Genomic DNA, 20,503 nt, shown 5'->3' on the forward strand with positions numbered 1-20,503 from the left:
GTCGTGCCCGGTGAGCGAGGTTCTCCACAGGCACCGACGGCGCGCAGCGCTTTTCGCCTAGCCTGCGAGCGTGACACCCCACTCCGTCGCCGTGCTGATCGCGCACCTCGCGCTCGCCGTGGTCGGCGCCTGGCTCATCGCGATCGATGCGCGCACGCACCGCCTGCCGAACCGCATCGTGCTGCCCGCGCTGGGCGCCCTGATCGTGATCCTGATCATCGAGGCCCTGGCGACGGGCAGCGGGGAGCGGCTGACCCGTTCCCTGCTGGGCGGTCTCGCGCTCGGGGCGTTCTTCGCCGTGCTGCGGCTCTCGTCGCGACGAGGGATGGGCGGGGGCGATGTGAAGCTCGCCGCGGCGATCGGGCTGGTGCTGGCCTGGCACGGCTGGTCGCACCTCCTGCTCGGCGCCGCCGCGGCCTTCCTGCTCGGTGCTCTGCACGCCCTGGTGCTGATGGCGCTCCGGCGGGCCACCAGGCACACGCGCATCGCGTTCGGGCCGTGGATGATCATCGGGGCCGTCCTGGCGATCGGGCTCGCCTGAGCGCGTCGGACGTGCGGTCGGCGGGTGGGGATAGGGTGAGCACATGGCAATCGCACGACTTCACGGCGGCCCGCTCGACGGGCAGATCATCCCGCTCGACGACGCGGATCAGGATTCGCTGATCCTGCCCTACAGCGAGACCCAGCTCACCTACCGGCGCGAGGGAGAGCCGTCCCATACCGGCGAGCACGACGGGCCCACCGAGGCCGTCTTCTCGTTCGTCGAGTCGGGCGACGACATCAGCCCCGGCGACGACTGACCGCGCGACGCACGTGAGTGCAGAACCGCAGCGCTCCTTCGAGGTCGAGCGCAAGTACGACGCGGATGCCGACACGCGCCTCCCCGACTGGTCGGGGATCCCCGGCGTCGTCGCGGTGAGCGACGGCGATCCGAGAGAGCTCGACGCGCGCTACTTCGACACGGCGGATGCCGCGCTCGCACGCCACGGTGTCGCCCTGCGCCGGCGCGCCGGCGGCCCCGACGCCGGCTGGCACATCAAAGGACCGCGGCAGGGTGACGGACGCCTCGAACTGGGCTGGCCGCTCGGCGAGACCGACCAGATGCCCGAGGCGGTCGCCGAGACCGTCGCGCAGTGGACGGATGCCGAGCTGCACCCGCTCGCGCGCATCGAGAACTCCCGCACGGCCTTCTACCTGCAGGGTGCGGACGGCGTGATCGCCGAGTTCGTGGACGACCACGTGCGGGCGACGGACCTGCGCACCGGCACGCGCCGCGAATGGCGCGAGTGGGAGATGGAGCTCGGACCCGCCGCGCCGGCCGACGCCGCTCAGCGTGCGGCCTTCTTCACCGCCGTCGAGACGGCCGTGTTCGCGGCCGGAGGTCGTGAGCCCTCGTCGGGGTCGAAGCTCGCCAGGGCCCTCGGTCTCTGACCCGAACACCGTCGACGGCGCAACCCCTTTCATCCGCTGCGCCGGACATGATTGGGTCGCACCATGAACCCCGCCGTGCAGCTGCGATCCATCCAGACGCTCGTACCCGACGCGACACTCGAGCAGCACACGGTCCGCGACATGTTCGCCGCGCAGCCCGGCCTCTCCCGGCTCGCTCGACGGCTCATCGCCACGTCGTTCGACGGCGCCGGGGTCGAGACGCGACACACGGTGCTCGACGAGCTCGACCCGACGGCGGAGATCGACGCGCCGCAGTTCCTCGATCGCACCACCGGAGCACTGCTCGAGCCCGGCACCGCCGCCCGCAACGACATCTACGCCAGAGAGGCCGACCGGCTCTTCGTCGAGGTCGCCCGGCGCAGCCTCGACGCCGACCCCGACATCTCGGCATCCGACATCACACACGTCGTCACCGTGTCCTGCACCGGCTTCCACGCCCCGGGGCCCGACTACGCCGTCGTGCGGGGGCTGGGACTCCCCGCCGCCGTGCAGCGCTACCATCTCGGCTTCATGGGCTGCTACGCCGCGTTGCCGGCGCTGCGCGCCGCCGCCCAGTTCTGCCGGGCCGACCCCGACGCGGTCGTCCTGGTGGCGAGCGTGGAGCTGTGCACCCTGCACCTGCGCTCGTCGGACGACCCGGACGCGATCATCGCGTCCTCGCTGTTCGCCGACGGCGCTGCCGCGGCTCTCGTCACCGCTCGTCGCCTGCCCACCGCCGTCCCCGGTCTCGTCATCGACGCGTTCCACACCGCACTCATCCCGGACGGGGAGGGCGACATGGCGTGGACGGTGGGCGACACCGGTTTCGAGATGGTGCTCTCCACGCGCGTGCCGCAGCTGATCGGCATGCACATCCACGATGCGCTGGGCGACCTGTGGCAGGGGGACGCCGACATCGCCGGCCGGCTCGACGGGCAGTCCATCGGCGAGATCGTCCAGCACTGGGCGATCCACCCCGGTGGGCGCAGCATCCTCGATCGGGTGCAGGAGCGTCTCGCGCTCGATGACGCGCAGCTGCGGCCGGCGCGCGAGGTCCTGCGCACCCACGGCAACATGTCCAGCGCCACCGTGCTGTTCGTGCTGCAGCGCATCCTCGAGCACGAGGGACCGCGGTCGGGAGAGCGCGTCGCCGCGATGGCGTTCGGACCCGGGCTCACGGCAGAGAGCGCGCTGCTCACCGTCGCCGGTCGCGACGATGAGCGCTGAGCGCCGCCGCGGGGTGGATCTGCGTCGGCGCGCCGTCGATCTGCCCGAGCGGATGGATGCCGACGACGCCGACCCCGAGATGCTCGCGCGCACCTACGCCCGCTTCGAACAGGTCAACGCGATCCTGTCTGGGCGCAGCGGCGTGCACCGCCGAGAGATCGACCCGCGCGCCAGGCACGGCCGGATCCGGGTGCTCGACATCGGCTGCGGCGGGGGAGACATCGCCAGATACGTGGCCCGGCGACTGCGCAGAGACGGCATCCGCGCCGAGGTGGTCGGCGCGGACATCGACCCGAGGGCGGTGCGCTGGGCGTCGGATGCCGATGACGACGGCCTCGTGCGGTGGCGCTGCGCGTCGAGCGCCCAGCTCGTCTCGGAGGGGGAGCAGTTCGACGTCGTGCTCTCCAACCACGTGCTGCACCATCTCACCTCCGCCCAGCTGGCCGGCCTGCTCGACGACTCCGCGCGTCTGACCGCACCCGGGGGGATCGCGGTGCACAGCGACATCGCCCGAAGCCGCACCGCGTACGCGCTCTTCGATGCGCTCACCCGGCCGATCGCCGGCACCCTGCTGAAGAGCTCGTTCATCCGCGAGGACGGGCTGATCAGCATCCGCCGCTCGTACACCGCAGCCGAGCTGGCTGCCGAGGCGCCGCCGTCGCAGTGGCGGGTTCAGCGCGGCTTCCCGTCGCGTCTGCTGCTGGTGCACGAGGGTCACGTGATCTGACAGCGCCGCCGCCGAACGCGGAAGGGGGCTCGGTCCATGCGGACCGGGCCCCCTTCTCGAGACGGGATGTCACATGTTGATCATGTGACCGGTGAGACCGTGGAAGGCCTCCTGCAGCGCCTCCGACAGCGTCGGGTGGGTGTGCACGTTGCGTGCTGCCTCGAGGGCGGTGAGGTCCCACTTCTGCGCCAGGGTCAGCTCGGGCAGCAGCTCCGACACGTCCGGTCCGATCAGGTGACCGCCGATGAGCTCCAGGTGCTCGGCGTCGGCGATCAGCTTGACGAAGCCGACCGGCTCGCCCAGCCCATTGGCCTTGCCGTTCGCGCTGAACGGGAACTTCGCGACCTTGATCTCGCGGCCCTCGGCCTTGGCCTGCTCCTCGGTGAGCCCGAAGCTCGCGACCTGCGGCTGGCAGAACGTGGCGCGCGGCATCATCCGATAGTCGCCCAGCGTCTGGGTCTCGGCCTTGCCGATGGTCTCCGCCGCGACGACGCCCTGGGCCTCGGCCACGTGGGCCAGCTGCAGCTTCGCCGTGACATCGCCGATCGCGTAGATGCCCTCGACGTTGGTGCGCATGTGGTCGTCGATGTCGATCGCACCGCGCTCGGTGAGCTTCACGCCGGTCTTGTCGAGGCCGAAGCCCTCGATGTTCGGTGCGAAGCCGACCGACATGAGCACCTTGCCCGCGGTGATCTCGCCCGGCTGGCCGTCACGGGTCTCGTACGTGACGCGCACGGACGAGCCGTTGTCGGTCACGGTCTTCACCGCGGTGGAGGTGAGGATGTCGACGCCGAGCTTCTTGTACTGCTTCTGGATCTCCTTCGAGACCTCGGGGTCCTCGTTGGGGAGGGCGCGGTCGAGGAACTCGATGATGGTGACCTTGACGCCGTAGTTCGTCATGACGTAGCCGAACTCCATGCCGATGGCACCGGCGCCGACGATGACGATCGACTCGGGAAGCTCACGCGAGAGGATCTGCTCCTCGTAGGTGACGACGTTGTCGCTGAGCTCGACGCCCGGCAGCAGACGCACCGTCGAACCGGTGGCGATGATCGCGTTGTCGAAGGTGATCTCCTCGGACGATCCGTCGCTCTTCGCGACGGTGATCGCCTTCGGGCCGGTGAAGGTGCCGCGACCCTCGTACTCGGTCACCTTGTTCTTCTTCATCAGGAAGTGGATGCCCTTGACGTGCGTCTCCGCCACCTTGCGGCTGCGGTCGAACGCCGCTCCGAAGTCGAAGCTCACGTCACCGGAGATGCCGAAGAACTCGGCCTTGTGCGTGAATGTGTGGGCGACCTCGGCGTTCTTGAGGAGCGACTTGGAGGGGATGCATCCGACGTTCAGACACACACCGCCCCAGTACTTCTCCTCGATGATCGCGGTGGACAGGCCGAGCTGGGAGCTGCGGACGGCGGCGACGTATCCGCCCGGGCCCGCGCCGAGGATGACGACATCGTAGTGTGGCATGCCCACAGCCTAATCCCTGGGCGACGGTGGGCGCGGGCGCGGGATCCGACAGAAAGCGGCGGGCGAGCCTGTATCGGGCCTCCTCCCGCACCCGCTCATCAGATAGTCTGGAATGCCGGAGGAGGGAGAACCGTGACAGACGACAGCATCGGCGCCGGAGGCGCGATCCACCGCAGCAGCGGCGAGAAGCGCCACGACGTGACACAGACGTTCGGACATGACTCCGATCTCTCCTTCGTGCCCTTCGGCGCCGACCTCACCGAGCCCGAGGCGGCAGCGATCTCCGCACTGCCTTCCGGGTCCGCGCTGCTGCTCGTGCGCGCCGGTGCGCTGGCGGGTGCGCGCTACCTGCTCGACTCCGATGTGACCACCGTCGGGCGACACCCCGAGGCGGACATCTTCTTCGACGACGTCACCGTCTCGCGCCGTCACGCCGAGATCACCCGCTCGGGAACGGCGTTCGAGATCGTCGATCAGCGCTCGCTGAACGGCACCTATGTCAACGGGGAGAGGGTCGATCGCAGCGAGCTGGCCAACGGCTACGAACTGCGCATCGGCAAGTTCCGGATGAACTTCTTCGCGTCGCCGATCGATCTCGCGACGGCGACCGACTGATGGCGGCGGCCGGCGCCGCCAGGGACCGCTCCGCATCGCCGGGTCTCCTGAGCATCGGTCAGGTTCTCGCCCGCCTCACCCCCGAGTTCCCGCAGCTCACCTCCAGCAAGCTCCGCTTCCTCGAGGTGCAGGGCATCGTCACCCCGTCGCGCACGGAATCCGGCTACCGGAAGTTCTCGGCCTCCGACGTCGAGCGTCTGCGAGCCGGGCTCACCCTGCAGCGCGACCACTACCTGCCGCTCAGCGTGATCCGCGAGCAGCTCGACGAAGCCGAGGCGAAGGGCGAAGGGTGGGGCAGCATCGCCCCTCCGTCGATCTCCCCGGCGGCCCGACGCCGTCGACGCGACGAGCTGCTGCTGCACACCGGCGCGACGCCGCAGCTGCTCAACGACGCCATCAGCGCGGGACTGATCGTGGGAGCCGAGCACTACACCGACCAGGCGGCCACGATGCTGTCCGGGCTGGTGGCGCTCGCGCGGCACGGCATCGAACCGCGTCACCTGCGCAGCATGCGTCAGAACGCCGAGCGCGAGGCGGCGCTGATCGAGTCGGCGCTGTCGACGCTGCTGCGCCGCACCGATGCCGCATCGCGCGGCAGAGCGGCAGAGCTCGCCCCCGAACTCGCCTCGCACATCGACGAGGTGCGACGTCAGCTCGTCGCGCAATCGCTCGAGCGCGTGCTTACGTAACGAACGGGTTGCGACACACCTCCCCTGCGGGTCGGATGTCATTGCCGGGGCAGGGGTCCTGCTCTACCGTGGGGAATAAGCCGTTCAGGAGGGACAGAATATGAGTGCGGATGGGCGTGCAGGCGACCCGCGGTTCGTGACCGAGCTTCTGTTCACCGACGGTCTGCCGGCAATGGACGACGAGGTCGGCTACCGCGGTGCGGTCGCCGCTCGAGCTGCGGGCATCACGTACCGCCAGCTCGACTACTGGGCGCGCACCGAGCTGGTCGTCCCGACCGTGCGCGGCGCCTCCGGCTCCGGTTCGCAGCGGCTGTACGGCTTCCGCGACATCCTCGTCCTCAAGCTCGTCAAGCGACTTCTCGACACCGGGATCTCCCTGCAGCAGATCCGCACCGCGGTCGAGCAGCTCCGCGCAGCGGGCATCCGGGATCTCGCCGGAACCACGCTGATGAGCGACGGCGCCTCGGTCTACCTGTGCACGTCGAACGATGAGGTCATCGACCTCGTCAGCCGCGGGCAGGGCGTGTTCGGCATCGCGGTCGGCAAGGTGCTGCGCGAGGTCGAGTCGACGCTCGTCGAATTCGACCCGACGGCTCCCGACCCCGTCGACGAGCTCGCGGCCCGCCGTTCCAAGCGCACCGCCTGAGCATCAGCCCCGGAAGATCCCGGGCACAGACGAAGAAAGCCGCCCCGAGGGGCGGCTTCTCTCTTGTGCGCAGGTGCGGTGCTCAGGCCGTCGCGCCGCCTTCGGGCACAGGCACGCGGCCGGTGCGGATGACGCGGTCGAGCAGCGCGTCGAAGTCGGCCGCGAGCTCCTGCGCGGAGTCTCCTGGCCAGATGTGCAGCGGCTTCGCGGCACCCTGCGCCTGCTGCAGCGACGTGCGCTCGGGCAGCTGGGGCGAGAGCACGAGCGGACCGAACATGTCGCGCAGCTCCTTGATGCGGAACTGGTGCTCGATCGACTGCGGACGCACGCGGTTCACGACGATCCCGAGCGGCTGCAGGCGGGGTGAGAGGCCGCGACGGATCTCCTCGATGGCGCGCAGGGCGCGGTCGGCCGCGGCGACCGAGAAGAGACCCGGCTCGGTCACGACCATCACGCGGTCGCTGGCGGCCCATGCGGTGCGCGTGAGTGCGTTCAGCGACGGGGCGCAGTCGATGAGCACGAGGTCGTACTCGCTCTCGACGGTCGCGAGCGCCTCTTCCAGCTTCCAGACGTCCCGCACGCTCGGGTGCGGGCCGTCGAAGTTGATGGCGGAGGGGCTGCCGATGAGCACGTCGATCGTGCCGGGGTGCACCTTCGCCCACCCGCTGGTGGTGATCGCCTGGCGCACCACCTTCTCCTTGGGGTTGCCGAGGACGTCGGCGATGTTCAGCCGTCCGGCGATCTGGAGGTCCATGCCGGTGGACACATCGGACTGCGGGTCGAGGTCGACGACGAGGGTCCGGATGCCACGGGCGAAGGCGGCGGAGGCGAGACCGAGAGTCACGGTCGTCTTGCCGACGCCTCCCTTGAGGGAGCTGACGCTGAGTACGTGCACGTCCTACACGTTACCGTGCGCTCCTTCGGGCGGCGCTCAGCGTCGGGCGGTGCGTTCGCACCGGGCGCCCTTTTGCTCGCGATCATGCGGGAGCACTAACCTTGTCGGGCGCCCACAGGGGCGCGAGCTGGGAGTGAACCGTGAACCCGAAGAACAACGTCGATCCCGAGGATGACGACTCGCTGGGCGTCCTCGACGACACCCCGTCATCGGACACCACGGGAATCGGCCTGATCGGCAGCACCGCGCACGTCGACGTCATCCTCCCCACCGGCACGTACGACGACGACGCCGACGACGAGGCCGTGGACGACGAGGTCGTCGGCGGCGAGGTGGCCGCGGTGGTCACCGACCTGATCATCGACACGTCGGCCGTCGCCGACGCCGAGGTGCTCGCGCGGATCCAGCAGGACGCGCCGGACGTGATCATCGAGCTGCCGGCCGAAGACCTCCCGTCCGCCGCTCCGGAGGCGCCAGGCGGCGCCGAGTCGGAGTCGCCTGCAGCGGATGAGGCCGCGGTCGTCGCGGAGATCATCGACGAGCAGGTCTCCGAGACCGAGGCGGATGCGGAGGCCGAGGCCGCGTCCGAGGCTCTCGAGCCTGATGTGAGCGTCATCGCCGTCGGGAGCGACGACGTCGACGATGACGATGATGATGACGACGACGATGACGATGACGACGACGATGATGACGATGACGATGACGACGATGACGACGATGACGACGACGACGAAGAAGACGAAGGCGAAGACGTCGACGATGCCGACCACGTCCACGACGATGACGAGGACGACGCCGACGACGGCCTCATCGACCTGAGTGCGGACATCATCGACGTCGAACAGGAGAGTTCGGACTCCGTCCTCCCCGCTCCGGCGCCGGCGAGCCCGCCCGCCCGGGTCGATCCGCCCCGACTCCCCGAACCCGCCGAGGAGGCCGATCCCGTGGCTGTCCCTGCACCTGCACCTGCGCCGCGGTCGCCTGCGCCACAGCCGGCCGAGGTCGCACTGACCTCGAAGCGTCTCGACGACCTCGGTGCCGCGGCCACCAGCGAGAGCGCCGACCTGCTCACCGCAGACCGGCTGCTCGACCCCGCACGCGTCGCCAAGCCCGAGCCCGAGGGCACCTGGAGCCACCTGCTCTACTCCCTCTCCGGCGGCCGCATCAACGTCGGCGACAGCCGCACGGCACGCGAGCGCAAGCAGCTGAGCGCTCGGATCGCCGCGCCGCTCGCAGGCACCGCGCGCTTCGTGCCCGTCCTCTCCCGCAAGGGCGGCGTGGGCAAGACGACCGTCACCGCGCTGCTTGGCATGGCGCTGGCAGACGCGCGCGATGACCGCGTCATCGCCGTCGACGCCAATCCCGATCGCGGCACCCTCGCCGAGCGCGTGGTGGGCTCGCACACCAGGTCCGTCCGCGACCTCGTGCGCGCGCAGCGCGACATCCGCGGGTTCCACGACGTCTCGGCCCTCGTCGCGCGCGACGAGACCCGCCTCGACGTGCTCGCATCCGACGCCGACCCGCATGTCTCCGAGGCATTCGGCGACGCCGACTACCGCGATGTCGCCGCCGTCGCCGCGCAGTACTACTCGCTGGTGCTCACCGACTCCGGCACCGGCATCGTGCACTCCGTGATGAACGCCACCCTCGACCTCGCCGACCAGCTGGTCATCGTGTCGGGGCTGAGTGTCGACGAGGCGCGACTGGCATCCGAGACCATCACCTGGCTCGAGGCGAACGGCCACGCCGCACTCGCCCGCGAGGCGATCGTCGTGCTGAACCAGTCGAACCCCGGTGCGCCGCTGGTGCGCCTCGACGAGCTCGAGGCACACTTCTCCTCCCGCGCCGCGCACGTTCTGCGCATCCCGTACGACCCGCAGATCGCCGGGGGAGGCGCGATCGACTTCGGCAGCCTGCAGCCGGCCACCCGGCGGGCGGCTCGCGAGATCGCCGCGGTCCTCGTCGAGGGCCTGCGGGAGAAGGCGGCCTGATGACCGTCCGCGAGATCCGGCTGTACGGCGACCCCGTGCTGCGCACCGTCTGCGAGCCGATCGGCGACATCGACGACGGGGTGCGCGCGCTGATCGCCGACCTGATCGACACCGTCGAGCTCCCCGGTCGCGCCGGCGTGGCGGCGAATCAGATCGGCTTCGCCCTGCGCGCCTTCAGCTACAACGTCGACGGTGAGATCGGCTACGTCATCAATCCCGTGCTCACCGAGGTTCGCGGCGAGGCCGTGCCGACGGGCGAGGGGTGCCTGTCGGTACCCGGTCTGTGGCACGACACCCCGCGCCATCCGTGGGCCCGCGTCGAGGGAATCGACCTCGACGGCGAACCGGTGGTGCTCGAGGGGGATGGCCTGCTCGCACAGGCGCTGCAGCACGAGACGGACCACCTCGACGGGCGCGTCTACCTGAGCCGGCTGGAGGGGGAGACCCGCAAGCTGGCCATGCGTCAGGTGCGCGAGAGCGACTGGTTCTGACCCCGTACGCCTCCGGCGGGCGCCCCCCGTTCTCGACGGGCGTCTCCACGAACACGAAGGGCCCGCGCGGGGCGCGGGCCCTTCGTCGTGTGCTCAGCCGAGCGGAGTGGTGGTCGTCTGCACCGGAGCGTCGTAGATCTCGGTGACCGCGTCGGCGAAGTCGTCGAGGATGACGTTGCGCTTGATCGACATCTTCGGGGTCAGATGCCCGCTCGCCTCGGTCCACTCCACGGGGAGGATGATGAACTTGCGGATCGACTCGGCGCGGGAGACCGTCTTGTTGGCGCGGTCGACCGCTCGCTGCACCTCCTCGCGGACGGCGGGGTGGCGGCTCGCCTCGCTCAGCGACATGTCTGCCGGGAGCCCGTTGTTCGCCAGCCAGGTGGGCAGCATCTCGCTGTCGAGCGTGACCAGGGCTGAGATGAACGGCTTCTGATCGCCGAGCACGACGACCTGACCGACGATCGGGTTCGAGCGGATGGGGTCCTCGAGCATGGCCGGCGCGACGTTCTTGCCGCCGGCCGTGACGATGATCTCCTTCTTGCGGCCGGTGATGGTCAGGAAGCCCTCGGAGTCGAAGCTGCCGAGATCGCCGGTGCGGAACCAGCCGTCGTCGAACGCGGCCGCGGTCGCCTCGGGGTTGTTCCAGTACTCCTTGAAGACGTTGATGCCCCTGACCTCGATCTCACCGTCGTCGGCGAGGCGCACGCCCACACCGGGAAGGGCCGGGCCCACCGTGCCGATCTTCGACTTGTGAGCGAGGTTCACCGTCGCGGGCGCGGTCGTCTCGGTCAGGCCGTAGCCCTCGAGGATCACCACACCGAGGCTGTGGAAGAAGTGACCGAGTCGGGCGCCGAGAGGAGCCGAGCCGGACACGGCGTAGGACACGTTGCCGCCCATCGCCTCGCGCAGCTTGCTGTAGACGAGCTTGTTGAAGAGGGCGAACTTCATCCGCAGGCCGAACGGGATCGGCTTGCCCTCTTCGAGCAGGGTGGAGTGCTCGATGGCCGCTGCAGCCGCGGCACGGAAGATCTTGCCCTTGCCTCCGGCCTCCGCCTTCTGCTCGGCGGAGTTGTAGACCTTCTCGAACACGCGGGGCACCGCGAGCAGGAAGGTCGGCTTGAACGAGCCCAGCGCGGGGAGCAGCTGCTTCGTGTCGGGCTGATGCCCGGTGCGCACACCGGAGTGCACGGCGAGAATCGAGATGAACCGCGCGAACACGTGCGCGGTCGTGATGAACAGCAGCGTCGAGGCGCCCGGTGCCGAGACGACCTCGTCGAGGGCCTTCGCGGAGTTGCGCGAGAGCTCGACGAAGTTGCTGTGCGTCAGCACGCAGCCCTTCGGGCGCCCGGTCGAGCCCGACGTGTAGATCAGCGTGGCGATGTCGGAGCCCACGGCGATGCCGCGACGGCGCTCGATCTCAGCGTCATCGACCTCGGCCCCGCGTGCGGTGAGGGTGTCGATCGCGCCGAGGTGCAGCTGCCAGATCTCGCGCACGAGCGGCAGATCGCCGCGCACCTCGTCTGCACGCGTGAAGTGCTCGGCGGACTCGACGATCAGCGCGGTCGCTCCGGAGTCCTCCATGATCCACTGGATCTGCGCGGGGGAGCTCGTCTCGTAGATGGGGACCATCACGGCGCCGGCGTAGAACAGCGCGAAGTCGATGAGGGTCCAGTCGTAGGTCGTCTTCGCGATGAAGCCGATCTTCTCGCCTGGCTGGATGCCGGCGGCGACGAACCCCTTGGCCAGAGCGATCACCGCGGTCTCGAAATCCTTCGCGGAGATGTCGCGCCATCCGTCGCCCTCGGGCACGCTGAACAACGCGAGATCGGGGGTCTTCTTCACCCGGTCGGCGAGCAGATCGCTGACGTTCCCCTCCGGGTCGGCAGGGACGATTGCGGGGACTTCGAACTGGGCCACGGCAGCTCCTTCGGCACCGATCGGACGGGTGTCCCTAAAGTCTATGCCATGAGACTCAGTCGCAGATTGAGAGAAACTCGGTCGCCGATGTCACCTCGGCGCTAGACTTCCCACGATGTTCTACTGGCTGATGAAGTACATCGCGATCGGTCCGCTGGTCAAGGCGATCTTCCGACCCTGGATCGTGGGGCGCGACAACGTCCCCACCAGCGGCGCGGCCATTCTGGCGAGCAATCATCTGTCCTTCGCCGACTCGATCTTCCTGCCGCTGCTCATCGACCGGCCCATGTCGTTCCTGGCCAAGAGCGACTACTTCACCGGCCGCGGTCCGAAGGGCTGGGCGACCAGGCTCTTCATGAAGGGCACGGGCCAGATCCCGATCGACCGCTCCGGAGGCAAGGCATCCGAGGCCTCGCTCAACACCGGCCTGCAGATCCTCGGCCGCGGCGATCTGCTCGGGATCTATCCCGAGGGAACCCGCAGTCCTGACGGGCGCCTCTACCGCGGGCGGACCGGGATCGCGCGCATGGCGCTGGAGGCGAAGGTCCCGGTGATCCCGGTGGTCATGGTCGACACCGACACGGCCATGCCGATCGGCCAGCGGATCCCCAACATCATGCGCGTCGGCATCGTGATCGGCGAACCGCTGGACTTCTCGCGCTATGAGGGCATGGAGAACGACCGCTACATCCTCAGGTCCGTGACCGACGAGATCATGATCGCGCTGCAGCGCCTGGGTGCACAGCGCTACGACGACGTGTACGCCTCCACCGTGAAGGATCGTCTGCCACCGGGCGCACCCGGGCGTCCCTGACCTCCGGCGGTTCAGCCGCCCCCTCGTCACAGGGCCGATCGGCGCTGTCAGCGGACACTAAGCTTGAGGACATGCTTCCCTCGCACCCCGAACTCGACGCGTGGCGATCCCTTCCCATCAAGCAGCAGCCGCAGTGGCCCGACGCCGAGCGAGTCGCCGAGGTGTCGACCCAGCTCGCGGCGCTCCCGCCGCTGGTGTTCGCGGGTGAGGTCGACAACCTGCGCGCGCGGCTCGCCCGGGCCGCATCCGGAAACGCCTTCCTGCTGCAGGGAGGCGACTGCGCCGAGACGTTCGCCGGTGCCACCGCAGACCAGATCCGCAACCGGATCAAGACCGTGCTGCAGATGGCGGTCGTGCTCACCTACGGTGCGTCGATGCCGGTCGTGAAGATGGGCCGCATGGCCGGTCAGTTCGCCAAGCCGCGCTCCAGCGACACCGAGACCCGGGGCGAGGTCACGCTGCCCGCGTACCGCGGTGACATCGTCAACGGCTACGACTTCACCGAGAACTCGCGCCAGGCCGACCCCGGTCGGCTGCTGCAGGGCTACCACATGGCGGCGTCGACCCTGAACCTGATCCGTGCGTTCACGCAGGGTGGTTTCGCCGACCTCCGCGAGGTGCACTCGTGGAACAAGGGCTTCGCGCAGAACCCGGCGAACCAGCGCTACGAGCGGATGGCCGCCGAGATCGACCGGGCGATCAAGTTCATGGAGGCGGCCGGCGCCGACTTCGAGGAGCTCAAGCGCGTCGAGTTCTTCACGGGCCATGAGGGTCTGCTGATGGACTACGAGAGCCCGATGACCCGCATCGACTCGCGCACGGGCACTCCGTACAACACGTCGGCGCACTTCCTCTGGGTGGGGGAGCGCACGCGTGAGCTCGACGGCGCGCATGTCGACTACTTCTCGCGCATCCGCAACCCCATCGGCGTGAAGCTCGGCCCGACGACGACCCCCGACACCGCGCTCGCGCTGATCGACAAGCTCGACCCGAATCGCGAGCCGGGCCGGCTCACCTTCATCACGCGGATGGGTGCGGGAAAGATCCGGGATGCCCTTCCGCCGCTGCTCGAGGCGGTCAAGGACTCCGGTGCCGTGCCGCTCTGGGTCACCGACCCCATGCACGGCAACGGCATCACGACGCCCAGCGGCTACAAGACGCGGCGCTTCGACGACGTCGTCGACGAGGTCCGCGGCTTCTTCGAGGCGCACCGCGCGGTGGGCACGTTCCCCGGTGGCATCCACGTCGAACTCACCGGCGATGACGTCACCGAGTGCCTCGGCGGCTCGGAGCAGATCGATGAGGCCGGCCTCGCGACCCGCTACGAGAGCCTGTGCGACCCTCGTCTGAACCACATGCAGAGTCTCGAGCTGGCCTTCCTCGTCGCGGAGGAGCTCGAGAAGCGCTGAGCCCGCGAGCATGACGAGAGCGGCCCGCCCGCCCCCCGGGGCGGCCGCTCTCGTCATGTCGGGAGACGTCCGGTCAGCAGAAGAACCCGGGCGTGAGCGTCACCGTCGTGCCGCGCGCGGCGCTGCCGTTCGGGTCGTAGCTGCACACCTTGTAGACGTCCCAGTACTTGCCGCCGAGGGGCAGCTCGATGTCCTCGATCGTGGGATTCACCTTGAACCCGGCGCCCTGCATCGCGTCGACCGCCTGCCGCACGGTCTTGCCCTTCACATCGGGGATCGGCAGCGGCTGCGGTCCCTTCGAGACGGTCAGCGTCACGGTGTCGCCGGGGCGCCAGGGGCCTCCGTCTGCACGCTCAGCGCTCTGGGCGATGACCGACCCCCTGGCGACCGAGTCGCTCCAGTCCTCCGGGCGCTCGTCTGCGACCTGCAGGCGGGCGTCCTCGAGCTGGCGCACCGCCTCGTCGACGGGTCGCCCGGTGACGTCGGGAACCGGGCCGAGCGAGAGCTGGATGAGCGCCGTGTCGTCCTCGAACACCTCGCAGCCGTCGGCGCAGGCGTACGCCTCGCCCTGGTCGCGCGGAGTGACGCGCACATTGAGGACCAGGTCCTTCCCGAGCTCGTCGAAGTACTCCTCGACGTCATCGGCGACGTTCACGCCGTTCTCGGTGAGGATGGCGCGCACCTCGTCGGCGCTCTTGCCGCGCAGAGCCGGCAGGTCGTGCCTGGCGGGGCCGGTCGAGACGACCAGCGTCACCGTGCTGTCCTTCTCGACCCGCTCGCCTTCGCCGGGCGCGGATTCGATGATGAGCCCCGCGTCGACGTCGATCGACGACTTCTCGGCCCGCTCGGGAACGAGCCCCTCGGAGGTGACCGCGGCAGCGGCGTCCTCGTAGGTCATCCCCGCGACAGTCGGAACGGCGATGAGCGAGCCGGGGCCGGATCCGAACCACCATCCGACACCTCCCGCGAGAACCGCGAGCAGCAGCACGACGGTGAGCAGCGCCGCGCCGGTGGAGCGACGGCGTGCGGTCCGGCGACGCAGCCGGGTGGCGTTGTCGACCGACTCCTCCGTCTCCTCGACGGGGGTCGGCAGCAGCGCGGTGCCCGGCAGGATCTTCGTGACTGATCCGGAGTCGTATTCGCGTGCCGGCGCATCGGTCGCGGTGGGGGCGGGGGCGACGCCGATCTCGCGCTCGATCTCGCGCAGTCGCGTGAGCATCGCCTTCGCGTCGAGGGGACGATCATCGGGGGACTTCTCCGTGGCCCAGAGCACCAGCTCGTCGAGCGGCTCGGGAACCGACGGGTTGCGCGCGCTCGGTCGCGGTACCTGCTCGGTGGCGTGCTGGAAGGCGATCTGCATCGGCTGCTCGCCCTTGTACGGCTGCTCGCCGACGAGCATCTCGTACAGCATGATGCCGAGGGCGTAGATGTCGCTGCGCGCGTCCGCCGTGCCGCGGGTCACGAGCTCGGGGGCGAGGTAGGCGATCGTGCCGAGCAGCTGGGCGCCGGTGGCCGTGTTCGCCGTCGTCGCCCTGGCCAGTCCGAAGTCGCCGATCTTGATGCGGCCGTCCTCGGCCAGCAGGACATTCTCGGGCTTCACATCGCGGTGCACGATCCCGGCGGCGTGGGCGGCGGCGAGACCAGAGAGGATCGCGTCCATGATGGTGATCGTCTGCGTGATCGTGAGCCGCTTCTGCTCGCGCATCAGCTCGCGCAGGGTGATGCCGGGCAGGTACTCCATCACCAGGTAGGCGAGCTCGCCGTCCTGACCCTGGTCGAACACGTTCACGACGTGCGGATCGGCCAGCCGCGCGGCGGCTCTGGCCTCTTGGATGAAACGGCTCTGGAACGCCGAGTCGTCGCTGAGATGCGCGTGCATCACCTTGAGCGCGATGCGCCGCTCGAGTCGCATGTCGGTGGCCACGTAGACGGTCGCCATGCCGCCACGGGCGATCCGCGCGCGAACACGATACCTGCCGTCGACAAGCCGCCCGATGAGCGGGTCGGCCTGCGGAGTGTTCACAGGTCGAGTCTATGAAGAACAGGCTGGGTGAACAGGCAACGGCGCACCGCAGGCGGGTTTCGATCCGGTGACGATGGGCGCGTCATCGCAGCGTGGCGAGCCACTGATTCGCCTGCCGCTCCCACATTCCGTAGCGATCCGGGTACGCCGACACCTGCACGGCCTGGGCGGCAGCGGTGAACGGCATGTCCTGCCACCCCGGGATGTCGAGCAGCCCCCGGGTCGCGGAGCCGTTGGGGTCGTCGGCGCCGCCGTAGAACACGCGGATGCTGCGGTCGGCATCCAGCGCCTGCGCCGTCGTGCCCCACCCCTGACTCGGGCGCTGCTGGAACAGGCCGAGGGAGTCGCGGTCGCCGTGGTCGAGGTTGCGCATCGACGACTCGACCATCGCCGTGGCCAGCGCGATCGCGATGCCGCGATCGGGCACGCCGAGCTCGCGTCCGACGCGGACGATGTGAGCCGCATGCGCGGTCTGGGTGGCATCCAGCGCAGCCGAGCGCTGCGGTGCCGTCGCCGCCGCGGCCGTCGCCGCCGCGGCCGGCGCCGGCGCCGGGGCGGTGAGCCGAAGCGCCTGTCCCGGGTAGATGATGCTGCCCTCGCCGAGGCCGTTCACCTGCAGCAGGTGGGAGACGCTCGTGGCGTACTTCCGGGCGATCGCGAAGAGGGTGTCGCCCGCGGCGACGGTGTGCGAGGCGGGCGCCGCGGCAGCGGGCGGAGCGGCGGGCGCCACGGCGGAGACGGGCGCGGGGGCCGGTGTCGAGCCGGCGGCGACGCGCAGCGTCTGGCCCGGGGTGATGATGGCCGAGCCGGCGATGCCGTTGATCGACATGATCGCCGAGACCGTCGTGCCGTATCGCTTCGCGATGGCGAACACGGTGTCTCCGGGCACGACCGTGTGCGTGGCGGCCGGCGCGGCAGCCGGCGGTGCGGTGGTCGACGGTGCGGATGCGGGGGAGAGGCGCAGCTTCTGGCCGGGGAAGATCACCGATCGCCAGCCCAGGCCGTTCCAGGCGAGCAGGTCGGCTGTGGCGACACCGTGTCTCGCGGCCACCGACGAGACGGTGTCACCCGGTCGGATCGTGTAGCCGGACGGCCGCGCGACGACAGGGCGGACGACGGTGCGCGGGGCGCTGGCGGCGGTCGGCACGGTGCGCACGCTCGGCGCGTGGCTCGCCGCCGCGGCGGAGCGGACCTCCGCGGCGCCGGCGGGCGCGGCGGTGAGGGCGGCCGCCAGGGTGCCGACGACGGCGGCCGGTGCCGCGATCCGCACGGCCGCGGTGCGCGGGTTGGTCATGTTCATGTCGTCTCTCTCCCGTGGTCCCCAGGTGCGCCCGGTTCCCAGAGGCGCTTCGATCCACAGAAACGCTGACACGCATGTAAACGGATGTCAACAGATGGGAACAGTGTGACTCGCGTGGCTCATGTGATCTGAGACGCCGCGGTCGGCTGCGGATGAGATAGTGGGAGGGTGTCTGAGAACGCTGCTGATCCCTCCGCCTGGCTGACGATTCCCGAGCTCGCCGAGGCGCTTCACGAGACGCCTGGCCGCGTCCGCCGTCTGCTCGACGAGCACTACCTGATCGGCTCGCGTCGGCACGGCTCGTTCGCGGTGCCCGCCGTGTTCGTCGTCGAGGGCCGGCCGCTGCCGTCGCTGCGCGGCACGATCATGGCACTGCAGGACGCCTCGTTCTCGGACGACGAGATCATCGACTGGCTGCTCGCGGAGGAGGAGACGCTCGGCCGCTCGCCGATCGCCGCGCTTCTCGCCGGGCACAAGAGCGAGGTCCGCCGCGTGGCCCGAACCCTCGCCTGAGGGCCCGTCCGTCCGGCGGTGTGCCCGCATGACGGCTGCGTGCAGCCCGACCGGGCTGCCGGAGCGGCTCAGGCCGACCGGGTGATCGCGGCCTCGGCCAGACCCTGCAGCGTCCGCGCCGCGGTCTCGTTCAGATCCGCGTCGCGGAGCGCTCGCACGGCCGCATCGCTGTAGTCGGCGATCATCTGCTCGACGCGCGCTGCCGCGCCCGTCTCGTGGATCAGCTCCTGCAGACGAGCGACCTCGTCGGCGCTGAGGTCGGGATCGCCGATGCGCGCATCGAGATGAGCGCGGGCATCCGCAGTCAGTGCCTCGCGCGCGATCGCGATGAGCGCGGTGCGCTTGCCCTCGCGAAGATCGTCGCCCGCGGGCTTGCCCGTGACGACGGGATCGCCGAAGACGCCGAGCACGTCGTCGCGCAGCTGGAAGGCCATGCCGACCGGATGCCCGAACGCGCGCAGCTGCGTGAGCAGCCGCCCGTCCGCGCCGCCGAGGGTCGCGCCGAGGAGGATCGGCTGCTCGACGCTGTAGCGCGCGGACTTGAGCGCGGCCACGCGCAGCGCCCGTTCGATGAGCGAGGCTGGCGGGTTGACGCCCCAGGCCGACTCCTCGGTCACGTCCAGCATCTGGCCGACGGTGACGTCGCGCCGCATGCGGGCGTACTCGGCGCGGGTGGGCGCGGCGTGCGGATGCCCGGCGAGGCACTCCTCGAGCAGATCGTCGCTCCAGGCGACGAGGAGGTCACCGAGCAGCACCGCCGTCGCGCGGCCGAAGGTCTCGGCGTCGCCGTGCCAGCCGGCTTCGCGATGCGCGGCTTCCAGCGCGCGATGCGAGGCAGGGCGCCCACGGCGCGTGTCGGAGTTGTCGATCAGGTCATCGTGCACGAGGGCCGCGGACTGGAAGACCTCCAGCGCCGCGCCGAGACCCCACAGCGCGGGGTCCGCCGTCGTGCTCTCGCCGGCGGCTGCGAGCCAGCCGGCATGCGCGAAGCGCGCGCGGAGACGCTTTCCGCCCTGCAGCGTGGCGACGGCGGCGTCCAGGAACAGCTCGGCGTCGGGTCCGTACTCCGCGCTCTGCGAGCGGATGCTCTGCACGAATCGGTCGAGTCTCGCTGTGACGGCGTCGATGACGAGGGAGGAAGACACGATTCCCAGCCTAGATGCAGACAATCGGGCGCCGCTCGGCTAGCCGACCGCGCCGCGCGCGGGTAGACTGGGATGACCGAACCGAGGGGGTTGGACATGCCTCTTTCCGAACAAGAGCAGCGCATGCTCGATGAGATGGAACGCCATCTCCTCCAGCACGATGCCGATGTCGTCACCGCGCCGTCCGGCGACCGGGCTCTCAGCTACCGGAACCTGGTCTACGGCGCTCTGCTGCTGCTCGCGGGCATCGGCGGTCTCGTCGCCGCGGTCGCCGCAGGTGAACAGCTCGGTGTCGTCGGCAGCATCATCCTCGGCGTCGTCGCCTTCCTCGCCATGCTGGGCGGTGCGATCCTCGCGTTCACGCCGGTGCGCCGCACCGCGCAGGCCCCCGCGCCGACGAGCACTCGCAGTGCGAAGCCGCGCGACTCCTCGTTCATGGATCGCATGAACGACCGCTGGGATCGGCGGCAGGACGACCGCTGAGTCGCACCGTCGACCCTGACCCCCCGAGAGACCCGGATGCCGAGCATCCGGGTTTTTTCATGCCCTCGTGACGGCGTCCGGTCCACCGCCCGCCCCAATCCCTCCACTCAGCCTCCACCGCGCTCCACCCGCTCACTTCGCCGGAATGACGGGCGCTGCGCGCGCGGGCGGGCGAACCCCGACGCGTACCGCGCCGAATTCTCGTAGGAAAGTGGAGCGAAGTGGAGTAAAGTGGTGCGCACCTCGGGTTGGCCGGACGCAGAGGGGGTGATGACCGGTGCTGCTGGGTACTCACACGCCGAAGCTGGACGACAAGGGCCGTGTCATCCTTCCTGCGAAGTTCCGCGAGGACCTCGCCGGCGGCATCGTGGTCACCCGCGGGCAGGAGCGATGCCTGTACGTGTTCAGCACCGCCGAGTTCGAGGCGAAGCACGAGCGGATCCGTCAGGCCCCGCTCACCGACAAGCAGGCGCGCAGCTTCCTGCGCATGTTCCTCTCCGGAGCCAGCGCCGAGATGCCCGACAGCCAGAACCGCATCACCATCCCGGCCCACCTGCGTCAGTACGCGGGTCTGGAGAAGGAGCTGGTCGTGACCGGAGTCGGCGCTCACGCCGAGATCTGGGACGCCGCCGCCTGGAACGACTATCTCGAGAGCAACGAAGAGTCCTACGCCGATCTGGAACAGGAGGTGATTCCCGGCTTGTTCTGACCACGGCT

Annotated in this window: 21 protein-coding genes; 15 read left to right on the top strand and 6 right to left on the bottom strand. The window is 69.8% G+C overall.

What is annotated here, in order from left to right; genetic code table 11:
• Positions 1–70: 70 nt before the first annotated feature.
• From H9633_RS11410 to H9633_RS11430, 5 genes are all read left to right on the top strand, one after another.
• Entirely contained in the window at positions 71–541 is a 471-nt protein-coding gene (locus H9633_RS11410) for a prepilin peptidase (protein WP_191713253.1), read from the top strand.
• Between the two features lie 43 nt (positions 542–584).
• Positions 585–800: a response regulator gene (locus tag H9633_RS11415; protein ID WP_071642491.1), complete on the top strand. Its 216-nt coding sequence runs from the start codon at positions 585–587 to the stop codon at positions 798–800.
• Positions 801–813: 13 nt separating this feature from the next.
• Positions 814–1,431 (top strand): CYTH domain-containing protein, encoded by a 618-nt coding sequence (locus tag H9633_RS11420; protein ID WP_191713254.1) that lies wholly within the window; start codon positions 814–816, stop codon positions 1,429–1,431.
• Between the two features lie 63 nt (positions 1,432–1,494).
• Positions 1,495–2,658, top strand: a complete 1,164-nt coding sequence (locus tag H9633_RS11425; protein ID WP_191713255.1) for a type III polyketide synthase — start codon at positions 1,495–1,497, stop codon at positions 2,656–2,658.
• A complete protein-coding gene (locus H9633_RS11430; protein ID WP_191713256.1) occupies positions 2,648–3,385 on the top strand; it encodes a methyltransferase domain-containing protein in 738 nt (245 codons plus the stop codon). Before H9633_RS11425 ends, H9633_RS11430 begins: the two co-directional genes overlap by 11 nt.
• A 69-nt stretch (positions 3,386–3,454) precedes the next feature.
• On the opposite strand, the gene lpdA is transcribed toward H9633_RS11430, so the two are convergent.
• A complete protein-coding gene (gene lpdA / locus H9633_RS11435; protein ID WP_071642497.1) occupies positions 3,455–4,852 on the bottom strand; it encodes a dihydrolipoyl dehydrogenase in 1,398 nt (465 codons plus the stop codon).
• 132 nt (positions 4,853–4,984) lie between these two features.
• Here lpdA and H9633_RS11440 point away from each other — a divergent pair, with 132 nt between their 5' ends.
• From H9633_RS11440 to H9633_RS11450, 3 genes are all read left to right on the top strand, one after another.
• Positions 4,985–5,467 carry an FHA domain-containing protein gene (locus tag H9633_RS11440; protein ID WP_071642499.1) on the top strand — a complete coding sequence of 161 codons (483 nt, stop codon included), beginning with the start codon at positions 4,985–4,987 and terminating at the stop codon, positions 5,465–5,467.
• Positions 5,467–6,156 carry a transcriptional regulator FtsR gene (ftsR, locus tag H9633_RS11445; protein WP_071642501.1) on the top strand — a complete coding sequence of 230 codons (690 nt, stop codon included), beginning with the start codon at positions 5,467–5,469 and terminating at the stop codon, positions 6,154–6,156. The genes H9633_RS11440 and ftsR overlap by 1 nt, the downstream gene beginning before the upstream one ends.
• 100 nt (positions 6,157–6,256) lie before the next feature.
• Positions 6,257–6,802 carry a MerR family transcriptional regulator gene (locus H9633_RS11450; RefSeq protein WP_071642503.1) on the top strand — a complete coding sequence of 182 codons (546 nt, stop codon included), beginning with the start codon at positions 6,257–6,259 and terminating at the stop codon, positions 6,800–6,802.
• A gap of 82 nt (positions 6,803–6,884) precedes the next feature.
• Here the strand turns inward: H9633_RS11450 and H9633_RS11455 are convergent, their stop codons facing one another.
• Positions 6,885–7,697, bottom strand: coding sequence for a ParA family protein (locus tag H9633_RS11455; protein ID WP_071642505.1), 813 nt, complete (start codon positions 7,695–7,697; stop codon positions 6,885–6,887).
• A gap of 140 nt (positions 7,698–7,837) precedes the next feature.
• Between H9633_RS11455 and H9633_RS11460 the strand changes: the two genes are divergently transcribed.
• Together H9633_RS11460 and def are read left to right on the top strand one after the other, a co-directional pair.
• The gene (locus H9633_RS11460) at positions 7,838–9,688 is read left to right on the top strand and encodes a MinD/ParA family ATP-binding protein (RefSeq protein ID WP_191713257.1); all 1,851 of its coding nucleotides are present in this window, start codon (positions 7,838–7,840) and stop codon (positions 9,686–9,688) included.
• A complete protein-coding gene (gene def / locus H9633_RS11465; protein ID WP_071642508.1) occupies positions 9,688–10,179 on the top strand; it encodes a peptide deformylase in 492 nt (163 codons plus the stop codon). The genes H9633_RS11460 and def overlap by 1 nt, the downstream gene beginning before the upstream one ends.
• Before the next feature lie 93 nt (positions 10,180–10,272).
• On the opposite strand, the gene H9633_RS11470 is transcribed toward def, so the two are convergent.
• Positions 10,273–12,099 (bottom strand): AMP-dependent synthetase/ligase, encoded by a 1,827-nt coding sequence (locus H9633_RS11470; RefSeq protein WP_191713258.1) that lies wholly within the window; start codon positions 12,097–12,099, stop codon positions 10,273–10,275.
• 115 nt (positions 12,100–12,214) lie between these two features.
• Between H9633_RS11470 and H9633_RS11475 the strand changes: the two genes are divergently transcribed.
• Together H9633_RS11475 and H9633_RS11480 are read left to right on the top strand one after the other, a co-directional pair.
• Positions 12,215–12,913, top strand: a complete 699-nt coding sequence (locus H9633_RS11475) for a lysophospholipid acyltransferase family protein (RefSeq protein WP_071642512.1) — start codon at positions 12,215–12,217, stop codon at positions 12,911–12,913.
• Between the two features lie 71 nt (positions 12,914–12,984).
• On the top strand, positions 12,985–14,322 hold the full coding sequence (locus H9633_RS11480) for a class II 3-deoxy-7-phosphoheptulonate synthase (RefSeq protein WP_191713259.1): 1,338 nt from the start codon (positions 12,985–12,987) through the stop codon (positions 14,320–14,322).
• Positions 14,323–14,395: 73 nt separating this feature from the next.
• Here the strand turns inward: H9633_RS11480 and pknB are convergent, their stop codons facing one another.
• Positions 14,396–16,345 carry a Stk1 family PASTA domain-containing Ser/Thr kinase gene (gene pknB, locus H9633_RS11485; RefSeq protein WP_191713260.1) on the bottom strand — a complete coding sequence of 650 codons (1,950 nt, stop codon included), beginning with the start codon at positions 16,343–16,345 and terminating at the stop codon, positions 14,396–14,398.
• An 82-nt stretch (positions 16,346–16,427) separates the two neighbouring features.
• On the bottom strand, positions 16,428–17,639 hold the full coding sequence (locus H9633_RS11490) for a LysM peptidoglycan-binding domain-containing protein (RefSeq protein WP_191713261.1): 1,212 nt from the start codon (positions 17,637–17,639) through the stop codon (positions 16,428–16,430).
• Between the two features lie 174 nt (positions 17,640–17,813).
• Between H9633_RS11490 and H9633_RS11495 the strand changes: the two genes are divergently transcribed.
• Positions 17,814–18,158 (top strand): Rv2175c family DNA-binding protein, encoded by a 345-nt coding sequence (locus H9633_RS11495; protein WP_071642517.1) that lies wholly within the window; start codon positions 17,814–17,816, stop codon positions 18,156–18,158.
• A 68-nt stretch (positions 18,159–18,226) separates the two neighbouring features.
• Here H9633_RS11495 and H9633_RS11500 read toward each other — a convergent pair whose 3' ends face one another.
• Entirely contained in the window at positions 18,227–19,303 is a 1,077-nt protein-coding gene (locus H9633_RS11500) for a polyprenyl synthetase family protein (protein WP_318247269.1), read from the bottom strand.
• Between the two features lie 96 nt (positions 19,304–19,399).
• Here H9633_RS11500 and H9633_RS11505 point away from each other — a divergent pair, with 96 nt between their 5' ends.
• On the top strand, positions 19,400–19,786 hold the full coding sequence (locus H9633_RS11505) for a DUF3040 domain-containing protein (protein ID WP_071642519.1): 387 nt from the start codon (positions 19,400–19,402) through the stop codon (positions 19,784–19,786).
• A gap of 277 nt (positions 19,787–20,063) precedes the next feature.
• A complete protein-coding gene (gene mraZ, locus H9633_RS11510) occupies positions 20,064–20,495 on the top strand; it encodes a division/cell wall cluster transcriptional repressor MraZ (protein ID WP_071642521.1) in 432 nt (143 codons plus the stop codon).
• Positions 20,496–20,503: the final 8 nt, after the last annotated feature.

Source organism: Microbacterium commune (assembly GCF_014836945.1).
Taxonomy (GTDB): domain Bacteria; phylum Actinomycetota; class Actinomycetes; order Actinomycetales; family Microbacteriaceae; genus Microbacterium; species Microbacterium commune.